We start from the raw sequence: 14,457 nt of genomic DNA, 5'->3' as shown, positions 1-14,457 counted from the left end.
GAGTCAACAGGTATTTTACCATGTCTGTTTAAACGTCAGATCAACACTCTATTTTAGTCTATTCAACTTTGGTTTATACTCGAAACAGCAATAAATTAAATTCAGAAAAATAAGCAACTAAAACCTAAAATTCATTTCATAGTGCTAAGGTTTTGAGAAGATGAACATTACAAAATCACGACCTGAATCCTGTTAACAAAATGTGAATTAATGTGGTTGATTTAGTTTCCAGTTCTAAGTTCATTTTCTATCTTTGAGAAATTTTTGTCAAAATTAAGATTGTTCTGAAATAAAAAGAATGGATAAAGTCTGGAATATCAAAAAGGAGGGCGATATAAACATCATAAAACATTTATCGGTCGCGTTAAATGTGAACATGGTAATTGCCAACCTTTTAGCGCAAAGAGGCATTACTAGCTATGCCGAGGCTCAGGCTTTTTTCAGACCAAAATTATCAGATCTCCACGATCCCTTTCTGATGAAAGACATGGATAAAGCAGTGGAACGACTCGAAAGAGCCATTGACAACCAGGAAAAGGTATTGATTTATGGAGATTACGATGTTGATGGAACAACATCAGTTGCCATGATGTACCAGTTTCTCCGCAGCCGGTTAAAAAATCTCGATTATTATATTCCCGACCGATATTCAGAAGGATACGGTATTTCGAAAACCAGCATACTTTACGCTGCGGAACAAAAGATCACCTTGGTTATTGTACTCGATTGCGGAATTAAAGCCATTGAAAAAATTAAGATGGCTAAAGATTTGGGCATCGATTTCATCATTTGTGATCACCATAATCCTGACGAAACCATACCTGAAGCTTATGCAGTTCTCGATCCCAAAAGACTAGACTGCCCCTATCCATACAAAGAGCTTTCAGGATGTGGCGTTGGATTTAAATTACTTCAGGCATTCTCAAGAAAAAATAATATTCCTTTTACGGAACTGACAGAACTACTTGATTTGGTTGTTGTAAGCATTGCTTCCGACATTGTTCCAGTATCGGGTGAAAACCGCGTTTTAGCTCATTTCGGATTGAAAAAACTCAATTCATCGCCAAGTATCGGGCTTAAAACGATCATGAATTATTCAGGATTAAATACCGAAGAAAAATCGGTTAGCGATATTGTTTTTAAAATCGGACCACGCCTGAACGCATCCGGAAGAATTGAACATGGCAAAAAATCGGTTGCTATTCTGACTGCAACCAATGAACAGGAAGCATTATTGCTTGGCGATGAGATCAATTCGTACAATGAAATCAGGAAAACGCTTGATCGCGATATCACTCTGGAAGCTTTGGAAATGATCAGGCGCGACCCTGAACATGAAGGAAAAAATGCAACTGTTCTGTATAATCGTGACTGGCATAAAGGAGTTGTAGGTATCGTTGCCTCCCGCCTGACCGAACATTTCTACCGCCCAACAGTGGTTTTGACTGAATCAAATGGTCTGGCAACAGGTTCGGCACGCTCAATTCGCGATTTCGATTTATACGAAGCAATAGGCGCTTGCAGCGACCTGCTCGAATCGTATGGTGGGCACATGTATGCTGCTGGCTTGACCTTGAAAATTGAAAACATCTACGAATTTTCGCGCCGTTTCGAAGAAATTGTAACCAAACAAATAACCAATCAGCAGCAAACCGAATCGATTGAAGCTGACGCCAAGATATACCTTTCGGAGATTACGCCAAAGTTCTACCGGATACTAAAACAGTTTGCACCATTTGGCCCTCACAACATGATCCCGGTTTTTATTTCTGAAAATGTTCTTGACAGCGGTACCAGCCGGCCTGTTGGGAAAAACATGGAACATTTGAAACTGGATTTGATTGAACCGACCAGTAATTCATCTCAATTTTCAGCTATAGCATTCAACCATGCTCATCATTTCGATTCGATTAACCAAGGATTGCCCTTCGACATTTGCTATTCGATTGCCGAAAATGAGTTCAGGGGAAAGACGAGCCTGCAATTATACATCCGCGACATCAAGACGAAAGCCTACTAACTGGCATTACAAACCATTCTGCACTAAACATTTCTCCCCGCCGATTACTTTCTTCATCTTAATCAAGTGAGAAAAAATACGGTAATATGGTAATTTCCGAACATTTCAAAGGCGCGGACTGATCTGACATCTCTAAAAAAAGTACTTTTGTTTATTCTTAACCAACAAATAATACACCATGAAAAATGTTCGTTTTTCCTCAATATTTAGTGGCAAGTTCCACTGCTTATTGATTGCCATCACTTTATTTATCGCGATGCCTTCGATTTCTTTTGGAAGCAATTCAAACGCCGGAGAGCAGCCCATTATTGGCCGCTGGGATCTCACGGTTCAAATGGAAGATCAGTCAGTTCCTTCCTGGCTCGAAGTTAAACTTTCAGGAATAAAAACACTGGTAGGCTATTTTGTGGCCGATGGCGGAAGCGCCCGACCAATTTCAAAAGTAAATGTGATCGACGGAAAAATTTCGTTTAGCATTCCACCACAATGGGACAACTCTGACAAGGATATGGTTTTTGAAGGAACCCTTGAAAATGACAAACTCAAAGGAGTGATCACCAGCAGTTCTGGCGTTAAACACAACTTCACGGGTGAACGCGCACCGTTACTTAAACGAAACAACACTTCTCCGGAATGGGGAAAACCAATTACCCTTTTCAACGGGAAAGATTTGAAGGGATGGCATCCTCAGAACCCAAACAACCAATGGGTAGCAGAGGGCGGCATTTTAAAATGCCCAAAACCGGGAACCAACATCATTACCGATCAGAAATTTGAAGATTTCAAATTACACATTGAATTCAGGTATCCGGAAGGTGGTAATACCGGCGTATATTTGAGAGGCCGTTATGAAGTTCAGGTTGAAGACAGCAAAGGAAAAGAACCAGCCTCGATTTACCTGGGTGGAGTTTATGGATTCCTGACCCCGAACGAAAATGTTGCAAAATCTCCGGGCGAGTGGCAAACTTACGACATTACATTGATTGGCCGTCGCGTTACAATTGTAGCCAATGGCAAGGCCATTATTACTGACCAGATTATCCCCGGAATTACAGGTGGAGCATTAGATAGTAAAGAAGGAGAACCAGGACCAATTATGTTACAGGGAGATCACAGACCTGCTGACTACCGAAACATCGTTATCACTCCGGCGAAATAATTGCAGTCTCAGTGTTCAGTCTCAGTGAGCAGGAATAAACTTGCCTACTGCGACTGAACACTGAATACTACACTATGCTTCTTTATTCATCACATTAACTTTCCCAAGCAACCAGAAGATCAGTGACAATACGACTCCAACAATAGCAGCAAAAGCCATTCCTTTGAGCTGAACTGATCCGATATTGATACTTGCACCACTTACTCCAACAACGAAGGTAACTGCGCCAAGAACCATGTTACTGTTTTTGCTGAAATCAACTTTTTGTTCCACAAACATGCGGAACCCTTGAACTGCAATCACACCGTACAACAGCATGGTGATTCCACCCATTACTGCGTTAGGAATAGTTGAGATAGCAGCCGAAACCTTTCCAATTAAAGAGAATGCAATAGCCAACAAAGCAGCACCACGAATAATCCAAACAGAATAAACGCGCGTGATGGCCATTACTCCAATATTTTCGCCATAAGTGGTGTTTGGAGGCGAACCAACAAATCCGGATAAAACATTGCTAATACCATCGCCAAGCAACGATTTGTGCAACCCCGGATTTTCCATCAAATCAGTTCCTGTAATTTTACCGGTTACAATCAGGTGGCTGATGTGTTCGGCCAAAACTACGATACATGCCGGTGCAATAATAACAATTGCATTGAGATCGAAAACCGGAGTTTGAAATTTGGGTAAAGCAAGCCATGAAGCATTTGCAATAGCAGCTGTATCGACCATACCCATTCCCAACGCCAGTAAATAACCGGCCACTACGGCAAAAAGGATAGGGATAACCTGCATAAAACCTTTAAAAAGTACAGATCCTGCAATACCTACAACCAAGGTGAACATGGAAACAATCACGACGTTGGTCGACATCACAAAAGGCTGAACGACTTGTCCGACTGCAGTAGGCCATGGGGCCAATCCTGCTTGCTGAGCAGCAACAGGGGCAAGTTCCAATCCGATGATCGCAACAACAGCACCCATTACGGCAGGAGGCATCACAATATCGATCCATTTAATTCCCCAAAACTTAACTACAAACGATATTAGGATAAAGAACAGACCAAAAAAGATAAAACCGGACTGAGCATGAGCAAAACCACCATAAGTACTGATAACCAGCATGGCCGGTGCAATAAACGCAAAACTTGATCCGAGGTAAGCCGGAATTCCACCTTTGGTAATCCATGTGTAAATTAAAGTACCAATACCATTCATCAACAATGCAATAGCAGGGTCAACTCCCAATAAAATGGGGACCAGGATTGTTGCACCAAACATGGCAGTCAAGTGCTGAAAACTGAGCGGTAAGCTCTCTAATACAGGTAGTTTCTCATGAATACCAATGATTCGTCGCGCCATTTGTAGTTCTCCTTTAGTTTTTAGATTTGGTTATTTATAAAGTGATAATTGGATTTGGTTAAAATCGGATGAAAATAGTGATAGTTTTGAAATATGAACTTCAGGAGAAGCAATTAGATATTAGTCAGTTTTCAACAGATAATTACAATGCAGTATTCACTAGAAGTAAGGTTTTGACAAGATTCCTTTCTAATCAAATTCCTATTTCGCCAACAATTGCAGCAAATTAGCTTCAAGCTCCTGGCCTGAAATATTCTTGCCGATAAAAACAAGTTTGCTGAAACGCGCTGCGTTGCCCCAGGGCTTTCCCACTTCAAACATAAACGAGCTGCGAACGGCATGAAAAACAAACTGATCTTCGGTTTGGTCGAAACTCATGATGCCCTTTACCCTAAAAATATTTTCACGATTGAAGTACAGGTAATTCTGCATCCACAAACCAAATTTATTGACATCGAAGCTGCCTTCAAACGTAAAACCTACTGATGAAATATCATGTTTAGGATTGGATTCGTGAGATTGAGGATTGTGTATAAATGATTTCTGTCCAGCTTGTTTTTTCTCCTGAAGATCCATTCCGAAGAATGACAACGTCGATTTCTCAACAACCTCGCCCGAAAAAGAATTGGTATCCAAAACCGCCGTTCCATCAACGTTGCAGAACGTAGTATTAACGATTTTAGCCATCGGCGCAACCTGTTTAATCAGTCGGGTTAAGTGCGTCAAATAATCAGAATGTACACAATCCGTTTTATTCAGCAAGACCAAATCGGCCAAAGCCAACTGCAAGCGCACTTCCGGTTGCTCATCAAATAAATCTTCCATATTTTCGGCATCAGCAACGCAAACCACACTATCAATTCGGAACCGCTCCTGCACTGTATTTCCGGAGATAAAAGCATCGACGATGCCTGATGGGTCGGCAATGCCAGTAGTTTCAATCAGTAAATGGTCGAATTCGTATGAACTGCCTAACAAAGTTTCGAGAGTATGCAAAAAATCTTCGCCAAGTGAACAGCAAATACAGCCATTATTCAATTCAAAAATCGCGTCAGTAGCTGTAGCAATCAATCCGCCGTCGATGCCGGTTTCGCCAAATTCGTTTTCAATGATGGCAAATTTCTTTTCCGGATGTTTACCAATCAGCTTATTCAGCAAACTGGTTTTTCCGGCGCCTAAAAAGCCGGTAATAATGGTCACCGGTATTCGTTTCTGTTCCATGGAAGTTTTAGTATTAGCCCAGCAATTGCGAGATCGAATCGATAACCAAAGCGCCAGTAGCCTGAAGTACTTCTTTCGACTGATGCCCGTCGGCTATTAAAACGCACTGGCAGCCCAGTTCGGTGGCTACTTCAAAATCGTGAACCGTATCGCCAATCAAAATCAATTCGCCGGCATCCAGCTGCAGGTCAGCAATCAGCCGATGTCCGTTTTCGATCTTTGAGGCTGCGTAAATGTTATCCAGCCCCAAAACATATTCAAAAAAATCACTGATTTGGTAATTGCACAGACAATTATCCAAAACCTCCTGCTCCATTGCAGAAAGAATATATTGCTTTACATCAATCGATCTGAAATATTCCAATACTCGTACTGTATCTTTCTGAAGTTTGCATTCAGTTACCCGGCTGTTGTAGCACTCGATGAATTCCTGTGCCGGAACTTCAAAAGGTTCTTTCTGAAAATCGAAACCTATCTTTTTGTAGTAATCTTTAACAGGGAAAGTAAATACTGACTTGTAATCATCAACCGAAAGCACTTGGAGTCCGCGTCTTTCAAGCATTTGATTCATGGTTTGAACAGCAAGATCGGCATCATTGAGCAAGGTACCATTCCAATCCCAGATTATCCCACTGATGTTACCAATCATCTTACATCAATGATTTACGTTTGTTAATTAATGGATTTACATACATCTGCAGGAACATGGTTCGTATCACCTCTTTGTCTCCTGAAATTGTTTCTACTGCTTCATTAAGCATCGTAGAAAAACGATCGAATTGCTCGCTTGTATATTGGTCGAGATTGGTATTGGTCTGATTCAGGATATCTTCAGCAATATAATTATTTGGCCAAAGCTTAAAGTTGCTGTATATATTGGCATCAATAATCTCAGCCAACTTTTCGATCTGATTCGAAATGGTTTCTTCTTTGCAAATTAAATCGATCTGACTTGAAATTGGTTCACCAAATCCAAAATGCACACGTCCTTTGGGTCTTACCAGCCCCTCTCCCATGCTTCTGAGGTCGTCCTCCTGCGTCTTTTCAAAACCCTCAGTTTGCTTTTTGTACAATTCGGCAACTTTAGAAATACCACATGGCTCAATTTCATAGGAGATTGAAAGCGGAACAATCCGCAATTCTTTAAACCCTTCACCCACTTCATGAATATTGCTCAAATTCAACATTTTAAGCAAGGACTGTTGGGTTTTATCATTTCCATCTTTCGTTCGTCCTTCGCGTTGAGCAATCCAAACCGAGGTATTTTTTCGGGTAATATCTCGTCGTATATATTCTGACAGCTTTTGGGAAGCCATCAGCAACTCCCTCACAGGCAAATTTCTACGAACAACAAAAGCACGGTTAAGTTTAACTGTATATTCAATCCATTTTTCAATGAGCAAATTATTTCCAATTGCAATCTCCGTAGTATTCATTCCTTCCAGCACAATCAGAAAGTTCATAATGGCTGAATCGAGGATAATATCCCGATGGTTCGAAATAAAGAGATAGCTGGCATTTTTATCAAGCAAATCAAGTCCACTTGAAGTCAATCCATCGGTTGATTTTTTCAGGATCAAATCATCAACCATTTGATACATAAACTTTAGTTGCAAATCTTTAATCGTATGAACATGGGAAAGAAGCAACTTTATCTGATCAATCTTTTCCTGATCTTTGAAAATGAATTGTAAAATATGCTGAAAACCTTCATCCTGAAGCAGTATTCTCAGGCTTTGATTTACCTCAGAATCATCAAATGGACGAATATCGTCGAAATTAATTTTATGAACCATCCCTTTTTTCTATTTTGACGTGCAAATATAGTAATTGAGAACGAACTATGCATATAGCAACCTACAAAACGCACAAAACATTGATTTGCAACACATATGCAGCTACAGAAAAAGAACTTCTCCAATGATTTATATCCTTTTATCTCCACTCCTTTTCTCCAAAAAGTAGAATTGGATCAAAACTGATAACGAACCTGAAATTTCACTTCCGATTTGGTCGAAGAATCAACACTCGTTGAAGCAAATTGATGAGTTGTTGCAAATTTCAGCCAAAGTGTAAACTGATTTCCGAACTTTTGCTGAAGATTAAAATAGGCGCGAATTCCTTTTCCATAAAGCGCCGGAACTGAAAACGAATACAACAAATCATTCTCGTAGGCATAAAGCCTTGAATTATAACCATCTGTTGAGTAAAACGCAAAACGTCCATTCATTGAAAAAGACTTTTGGAGCGGTTTAAACGCAACGTCCTGGTAAATGAGAATGCCCTTTTCATTACTTTGTTTTGAATAAAAAGAAAACTCAATCCTACTTTTCAGGCTGACCTGCTGAGTTAAATCGTGGTTGTAATTTAATCGCAAACGGTTAATCAACTGTTGCTCGTTGTATCTTAGGCTTTCCGTAATCAATCGCTGCTCTTTTTCTTCCTGAAAGAACCTCAGATAAAAGCTAGTTCGAAGAGATGGACTGTACGACACCTGCGCCAGAAATTCAGTGCCAGACGATGGCGCTGAGGTTGTATATTTCAGCCATTGATGTTGAAAGAAATCGGCATAGACCCAGAGAATCCAACGAGAAACCGGAAAGACTTTTAACCCCAGGTATAAACCATGCTCATCGTTAGTCCTTGATGATTCGGTAAACGCATTAGAGAAAAAGCTGAAATATGTTTTATTGATATTCCGGTAAACCAAAGACAATTCAGCATTCGAAGCAGGTTTCATCATAGCACCAGCCAACAGAGCTTTTCCCGAATTCTTACCAATAGCGGCTTCACCAAAAAAGAATATTTTCTTTACTGAACCTTTCCAGTCAAAACCAGCCACCAAATTATCTTTTCCCGCCGGAAGAAATTGATTATACGGCTCGTCACTTCGATCCATAATAGCATCAAAACGGGTATAAACTGAAGTCAGTCCGAACGACCATTGATTATGCGAATAAGTCGCATGTCCGCCACCCACAAACTGTTCCAACGAATTCTCGCCGGCAATTTCAGAACCTGTCCGATGATATCCGCTGGTCTGAAACGCGCCAAAATAGCGCTGCACGTCCAATGTGTCCAAACTGGCATCCAACCTGTGCCGCGAAAGAAATGAATAGAATGTAAAATTACGATAACTAAACCGACCCGCTACTCCCCTGAAAAACTGATTTTCGTCGGTCGACGAATAAGATTTAATGCCCTGATCGGAACGAGAAACCTGAGTCGTTTCGGCAGACTTACCCATTGAAAAGCCTTGCCAGGCAACTAATCCCTGTCCGAAACGCACATGATAGCCTCCAACATAAATCCGGGAATCTTTATGCCCCAACCTGAAGTTAGCAAAAGCATTGGTATAATCGAACCCTTGCTTATTCGAACGCCGAAAAAAGGCTTCGCCGGGATCTTTTTCAGCAACTACGCCATACTCCATTCCATGAGAGACATGTTTCAATCTCGCATAGTATCGTTCCGGAGAACCTTCATATTTGGCCTGGTCGGCCTGACCCGTCGAAGAAAAAGTCCGGTTCGAGCGCACAAAGAGATCGGTTGACGATCGTTTCTTTCCTGATTGTGGCTCCAAAATATCAAACGAAATAAATGACTCCAACTTTTGCATCACATCCGGAGTAAACTCATCAACAGCCGCCAACTCATACAAACTGTAAATAGTACCCGTTTTCGCTCTGTAAGCAATCAGGTTATTAATCTGAACCTCTGACAACAAATGCAATCGGAGCAGATCATCTCTTGAAGCCAGATTGATTTTCAACGGATTTTGACTGAAACCCTCCAAATCATCCAGAATTTCCTGAATATCGGAGTCGTCACTCATATTTTCGCCTACCGATTCAAGCAAATCTTCAGTAATTTGGGTCACCTTGGGGTTCTGTGCATTTGAAAACACAGCTAATCCTGAAATCAATATCAGTAGAAATATTTGCTTCATCAGAATTGATATTGAAATGAGACTGAAGGTGAGTTGCCCAAATACTGATTATAAACAGTCGCCAAATCAAGCGTAAGACGTTTCACCTGAAAACCAATTCCGCCCGAAAGCTGGTAAGGTTTCCCAGCCACCCCGGCACGCAGAAAAAGCTTTTCGAGGATGCAATATTCGATTCCGGTCTTCATTATAAAATGATCCTCAAAATCGTTTTCCAGCTCTGTCGTCAGGTTAAATAAATCAGAAAGACGGTAAAATGATCCAATATTGATGCGCGAAGGATACCGAAATGTTCCGGAGCTCAATTTCACCCCGGTACGGTAAGGGTTCATCACGTGAAATCCGACCACAAAACGATCGGTAAATAAATACTGGGCGCCCAGTTCAGCACCAAAAGAACTAACCGACCGGTTTTCTTCGGAAAGAAACAGCCGATAACCATTAAACTGCAAGCCAAAATTAAGTTTTGGAGTGACTTTCCGTGCAAAGGCCAGTCCATATTTTCCTTGGCGAAAAGGAATCTGACCAAACTGGGAAAGTGAAAAAGCAAATACTGAAGACTGAATTGGATATACAATCAAACCAGATCGAGTTGACAGTTCATTAACCAAAAATCGATTCTGAAAAGAACCGCCTACTGTTGGCCGTTGAATTCCGGCAAGTCCTGCCTGATTTCCGAAAACAGACCAGCAATCTGACAATCCAACCGAAGCATCAGACAAAGCCTGATAACGTGAACCTGACACAAACACATCCTGCGCCATGCATTCTCCTGATGTAAAGAAGATCAATACGAACAACAAAAACGTCGGTAACAATTTCATAACATTGAGGCAAAAAAAATTCCTGATAAAACATCAGGAATTCATTTACATCATAAAAGGTACAAACTTTTTGTTAAAAAGTCAAGTCTAATTTGTTTTGTACCTGAATTTTATCTCTGCCAGGTCTTTATTCGCCTTTTCAATCTTTAATTTCAGCGTCTCTTTGAAACTTTCCAATTTGACAGCCAATCCGGCATCGCCCAAAGCCATCATCTGAACTGCAAGAATACCAGCATTTTGAGCACCATTTACGGCAACCGTAGCAACTGGAATTCCGGGAGGCATTTGCACAATAGCCAGCAACGAATCGATACCACTTATCGAGGCATTAATTGGCACTCCAATTACTGGAAGTGTTGTCATTGCAGCAATAACCCCAGGCAAATGGGCTGCCATTCCTGCTGCAGCGATAATAACCTGTATCCCGCGGGCTTTCGCTCCTTTGGCAAAGGCTTCAACTGACTCGGGTGTCCGGTGTGCTGATAAAGCATTGATTTCGAAAGGGATCTCAAACTCATCCAATATTTTAGCTGCTGCTTCCATAACTCCCAAATCGGAAGTACTTCCCATAATAATACTGACTCTTGGTTCCATCTTTTGAGAATTTAATTTTTCCAATATAAATTAGTTTTGTTACTTTGTCGCTTTATTTTCAAACAAAATTAGTCGAAAAAACTCATAAAAAATCAAATCTATCTCAAAATACCAGCAAATGAAAAACGTAAAAATACATGACAAGGAGTTTGAGCTTTTCATCACATATGAGAAGATCCGGTCAATCGTTGAAGAAATGTCAGAGAAAATGAATAACGATTTCAAAGATAAAAACCCTTTGTTTCTCTGTATTCTAAACGGCTCGTTTATGTTTGCTGCTGAAATTTTCAAGCGTATTTCTTTACTCGATGCGGAGATATCATTTATCAAGCTGGCCTCATATTCCGGCACACATACTACCGGATCGGTGAAGCAGTTAATTGGACTAAACGAAGATTTGACAGGTCGCACTGTAATTGTGCTTGAAGACATTGTTGATTCAGGCATCACCATTGTTAATACCATCGAACAAATAAAAGCAAAGAACCCTGCTGATATCAAAATTGCAACCCTACTTCTAAAACCCGACGCACTTCAGGTTAAAGTTCAACTCGATTACATCGGACTGGAAATTCCGAATGATTTTATTGTTGGCTATGGCCTGGATTACGATGGAAGAGGTCGCAATTTGATTGACATTTATAAAGTAACCGAAAAAAAGTAATCTATTTTCAAATGTTAAATCTAGTTTTATTTGGCCCTCCTGGTGCAGGAAAAGGCACTCAGGCTGACTTTTTAATTGAGAAGTTTAGGCTTATTCACCTTTCAACAGGTGATTTATTACGTAGCCAGATCGCTGCCGAAACAACTCTCGGAGTGGAAGCGAAAAGCTATATGGATAAAGGATTTCTGGTTCCTGATTCGATCGTTATTGGTATGATCAAATCGAAACTCAACGAGAACAAAAGTGCCAACGGATATATTTTTGATGGTTTCCCCCGGACAGTAGCACAAGCAAAGGCACTCGATGAATTGCTTGCTGAATACAATACACCGGTTTCAGGCATGCTTTGCCTGTTAGTTGAAAACGAAGAGCTGATCAACCGATTGCTTTTCCGTGGAAAAACATCTGGCCGACCAGATGATCAGGATGTTTCGATCATTGAAAACCGGATCAAAATCTACCACGAAAAAACGGCTCCTTTGAGAGATTACTACCGCGAACAAAACAAGTACTATAAAATTGACGGTACTGGAACCATTGAAGAAATTGCTCAGCGACTCAGTCAAACGGTATCAACTCTTTAAGATTCTCATAATAAACAGAAAAGACGGATGGTTAACTTACCATTCGTCTTTTTTTGCTTAACTTGCGCCCCCAATAAAATGGTCAGTGATCAGTCGCAGTAGTCATTTGCTTCGCATCATAAAATTGTCATTCGTTGCCGTCTTTACTATAATTGACAGTTAAATGACAATCAATGACTAATACTTGGGACTTTGAACTTTGAACTTTGAACTTTTTTTATGGCAGATACTAATTTTGTTGATTACGTTAAAATATATGCCCGGTCAGGAAACGGAGGTCCCGGTTCAACGCATTTCCGGAGAGAAAAATCGGAACCCAAAGGCGGCCCGGATGGTGGAGATGGCGGTCGTGGAGGACACATTATTCTGGTTGGCAATACTCAAATGTGGACTTTGCTACATTTAAAATACCGCAGGCATGTCTTTGCAGGCCATGGCGAGTCGGGCGGAAAACAATGCAGTAGTGGAGCCGACGGCGAAGATGTTTATTTGGATGTTCCACTTGGCACTGTGGCCAAGGATGCCGAAACAGGCGAAACACTCTTCGAAATCACAACTGATGGGGAATCAAAAATTCTGGTACAAGGCGGTAGAGGCGGGCTTGGAAATGTTCATTTCAAATCGGCTACGCAACAAACACCGCGTTTCGCTCAACCAGGCGAACCTTTCGTCGAGGGTTGGTTTACGCTCGAATTAAAGATTTTGGCTGATGTTGGTTTGGTCGGATTTCCAAGTGCTGGTAAATCGACCTTACTTTCGGTTGTATCGGCGGCAAAACCTAAAATTGCGGATTATCCATTCACAACTCTGGTTCCAAATATTGGCATTGTAAGCTATCGCGACAATCAATCATTTGTTATGGCCGATATCCCGGGAATTATCGAAGGAGCTCACGAAGGCAAAGGCCTGGGGCTACGCTTTTTGCGCCACATCGAAAGAAATTCGATGCTTCTGTTTATGGTTCCTGCCGATGCAAAAGACTATCGCAAAGAATTTGGCATTCTGATGAATGAATTGCAGCAATATAATCCGGAGTTGTTAGACAAAGATCGTTTCCTGGTAATTAGTAAAAGTGATTTTCTGGACGATGAGTTGAAAGTGGAAATCAGCGAACAACTGAAAGACATTCCACACTTGTTCATTTCATCGATAACCGGACAGGGAATTATGCAACTAAAAGATAAAATCTGGCAAATTCTGAATAAATAAGTGCGAAGTGCCTAAAGTTCGGAGTGCCTAAAGTAATCCAGCCACTCCGAACTCCAGGCGCTCTAGTCACTCCGAACTTACTTAATCAATGAAAGCAGACCTTCTGGCAAATTATCAGGCACTTGCCGATCAATATCAATCATTAGCGAACAAAAAGAAAGATCAGCTTCGGCTCATCGCCATTGCACGCCTGATCAGTTTCATCGGAATTTTTCCGGCGTGGTTCTATCTGAGTCCAGTCAATGAAATACTGGCGGTCACAATTTCGTTTGTTCTTCTGGTCGCGTTTTTTCTCCTGATCAAAAAATTCATTCAGACAGAGAAACAACTTTTTTATTATCAGTGCTTATGCAAGATCAACCGCGACGAGATTAGCGCACTAAACCGCGACATCAGTTCCTTTGATCCGGGAAACGAATTCACCGATCCGCACCACGACTACAGTTACGATCTGGATTTATTTGGCATTGGTTCCCTTTTTCAATTTCTGAACAGAACAGTTACCCGGCAAGGCAAAAACCGGCTGGCAACACTCTTGAAGAAGACTCAACGCTCGTCTGAAGAAATCAGGAGCAGGCAGGAGGGAATTCAGGAACTTGCTGAAGAATTCAGTTGGAGACAAAACTTCATGGCCAAAGGAATGGAAACCGATGGGACTAAAGATCATTACAATGAGTCGATCGATCAGGTAATACATCTGAAATCAATCCGTTCCCTGAAATACCTGCTAATAATACTTCCTGCTCTAACCATTTTCCTGATTGCATTAAGTATTGCCGAAGTTGATACTCATTCATTATACCGGCTGGCACTTTTTGCACAATGGATAATTATAGGGCTTTACTTTAAAACGATTTTAAAATTCCACCAGAAA

13 protein-coding genes (1 of these 13 cut by a window edge) are annotated in these 14,457 nt (G+C 41.0%); 6 read left to right on the top strand and 7 right to left on the bottom strand.

Annotated elements, in window-relative coordinates; translation table 11 throughout:
• The first annotated feature begins 298 nt into the window (after positions 1–298).
• Together recJ and AQPE_RS16390 are read left to right on the top strand one after the other, a co-directional pair.
• Positions 299–2,020 carry a single-stranded-DNA-specific exonuclease RecJ gene (gene recJ / locus AQPE_RS16395; RefSeq protein WP_318347575.1) on the top strand — a complete coding sequence of 574 codons (1,722 nt, stop codon included), beginning with the start codon at positions 299–301 and terminating at the stop codon, positions 2,018–2,020.
• A 178-nt stretch (positions 2,021–2,198) separates the two neighbouring features.
• Positions 2,199–3,179 carry a 3-keto-disaccharide hydrolase gene (locus tag AQPE_RS16390; protein ID WP_318347574.1) on the top strand — a complete coding sequence of 327 codons (981 nt, stop codon included), beginning with the start codon at positions 2,199–2,201 and terminating at the stop codon, positions 3,177–3,179.
• Positions 3,180–3,251: 72 nt separating this feature from the next.
• Here the strand turns inward: AQPE_RS16390 and uraA are convergent, their stop codons facing one another.
• From uraA to purE, 7 genes are all read right to left on the bottom strand, one after another.
• Positions 3,252–4,541, bottom strand: a complete 1,290-nt coding sequence (gene uraA, locus AQPE_RS16385) for a uracil permease (protein ID WP_318347573.1) — start codon at positions 4,539–4,541, stop codon at positions 3,252–3,254.
• 201 nt (positions 4,542–4,742) lie between these two features.
• Positions 4,743–5,762 carry a CobW family GTP-binding protein gene (locus AQPE_RS16380; RefSeq protein WP_318347572.1) on the bottom strand — a complete coding sequence of 340 codons (1,020 nt, stop codon included), beginning with the start codon at positions 5,760–5,762 and terminating at the stop codon, positions 4,743–4,745.
• Positions 5,763–5,775: 13 nt separating this feature from the next.
• Entirely contained in the window at positions 5,776–6,411 is a 636-nt protein-coding gene (locus AQPE_RS16375; protein ID WP_318347571.1) for an HAD family hydrolase, read from the bottom strand.
• Between the two features lies 1 nt (position 6,412).
• Positions 6,413–7,558 carry a lysophospholipid acyltransferase family protein gene (locus tag AQPE_RS16370; protein ID WP_318347570.1) on the bottom strand — a complete coding sequence of 382 codons (1,146 nt, stop codon included), beginning with the start codon at positions 7,556–7,558 and terminating at the stop codon, positions 6,413–6,415.
• A 176-nt stretch (positions 7,559–7,734) separates the two neighbouring features.
• The gene (locus tag AQPE_RS16365) at positions 7,735–9,711 is read right to left on the bottom strand and encodes a helix-hairpin-helix domain-containing protein (RefSeq protein ID WP_318347569.1); all 1,977 of its coding nucleotides are present in this window, start codon (positions 9,709–9,711) and stop codon (positions 7,735–7,737) included.
• On the bottom strand, positions 9,711–10,532 hold the full coding sequence (locus AQPE_RS16360) for a hypothetical protein (protein ID WP_318347568.1): 822 nt from the start codon (positions 10,530–10,532) through the stop codon (positions 9,711–9,713). Before AQPE_RS16360 ends, AQPE_RS16365 begins: the two co-directional genes overlap by 1 nt.
• A gap of 87 nt (positions 10,533–10,619) precedes the next feature.
• The gene (purE, locus tag AQPE_RS16355; RefSeq protein WP_318347567.1) at positions 10,620–11,126 is read right to left on the bottom strand and encodes a 5-(carboxyamino)imidazole ribonucleotide mutase; all 507 of its coding nucleotides are present in this window, start codon (positions 11,124–11,126) and stop codon (positions 10,620–10,622) included.
• A gap of 118 nt (positions 11,127–11,244) precedes the next feature.
• On the opposite strand from purE, the gene hpt reads away from it, so the two are divergent.
• From hpt to AQPE_RS16335, 4 genes are all read left to right on the top strand, one after another.
• Positions 11,245–11,790, top strand: a complete 546-nt coding sequence (gene hpt, locus AQPE_RS16350; protein ID WP_318347566.1) for a hypoxanthine phosphoribosyltransferase — start codon at positions 11,245–11,247, stop codon at positions 11,788–11,790.
• 11 nt (positions 11,791–11,801) lie between these two features.
• Positions 11,802–12,374: an adenylate kinase gene (locus AQPE_RS16345; RefSeq protein WP_318347565.1), complete on the top strand. Its 573-nt coding sequence runs from the start codon at positions 11,802–11,804 to the stop codon at positions 12,372–12,374.
• Between the two features lie 219 nt (positions 12,375–12,593).
• On the top strand, positions 12,594–13,583 hold the full coding sequence (obgE, locus tag AQPE_RS16340; protein ID WP_318347564.1) for a GTPase ObgE: 990 nt from the start codon (positions 12,594–12,596) through the stop codon (positions 13,581–13,583).
• An 88-nt stretch (positions 13,584–13,671) separates the two neighbouring features.
• Positions 13,672–14,457 carry the 5' portion of a MutS-related protein gene (locus tag AQPE_RS16335; protein ID WP_318347563.1) on the top strand. Its footprint extends 1,008 nt past the window's final position, so 786 of the gene's 1,794 nt are visible here — the first part of the coding sequence; the start codon lies at positions 13,672–13,674; its stop codon lies off the right edge, out of view.

The organism is Aquipluma nitroreducens (assembly GCF_009689585.1).
In the GTDB taxonomy this organism is placed as follows: Bacteria; Bacteroidota; Bacteroidia; order Bacteroidales; family Prolixibacteraceae; genus Aquipluma; species Aquipluma nitroreducens.
This window is presented reverse-complemented; position numbering and strand designations above follow the sequence as displayed.

Bases quoted from the DNA above. Each gene is read 5' to 3' on its own strand.
- recJ (WP_318347575.1), top strand. From the start codon at position 299: ATGGATAAAGTCTGGAATATCAAAAAGGAGGGCGATATAAACATCATA.
- AQPE_RS16390 (WP_318347574.1), top strand. From the start codon at position 2,199: ATGAAAAATGTTCGTTTTTCCTCAATATTTAGTGGCAAGTTCCACTGC.
- uraA (WP_318347573.1), bottom strand. From the start codon at position 4,541: ATGGCGCGACGAATCATTGGTATTCATGAGAAACTACCTGTATTAGAG.
- AQPE_RS16380 (WP_318347572.1), bottom strand. From the start codon at position 5,762: ATGGAACAGAAACGAATACCGGTGACCATTATTACCGGCTTTTTAGGC.
- AQPE_RS16375 (WP_318347571.1), bottom strand. From the start codon at position 6,411: ATGATTGGTAACATCAGTGGGATAATCTGGGATTGGAATGGTACCTTG.
- AQPE_RS16370 (WP_318347570.1), bottom strand. From the start codon at position 7,558: ATGGTTCATAAAATTAATTTCGACGATATTCGTCCATTTGATGATTCT.
- AQPE_RS16365 (WP_318347569.1), bottom strand. From the start codon at position 9,711: ATGAAGCAAATATTTCTACTGATATTGATTTCAGGATTAGCTGTGTTT.
- AQPE_RS16360 (WP_318347568.1), bottom strand. From the start codon at position 10,532: ATGAAATTGTTACCGACGTTTTTGTTGTTCGTATTGATCTTCTTTACA.
- purE (WP_318347567.1), bottom strand. From the start codon at position 11,126: ATGGAACCAAGAGTCAGTATTATTATGGGAAGTACTTCCGATTTGGGA.
- hpt (WP_318347566.1), top strand. From the start codon at position 11,245: ATGAAAAACGTAAAAATACATGACAAGGAGTTTGAGCTTTTCATCACA.
- AQPE_RS16345 (WP_318347565.1), top strand. From the start codon at position 11,802: ATGTTAAATCTAGTTTTATTTGGCCCTCCTGGTGCAGGAAAAGGCACT.
- obgE (WP_318347564.1), top strand. From the start codon at position 12,594: ATGGCAGATACTAATTTTGTTGATTACGTTAAAATATATGCCCGGTCA.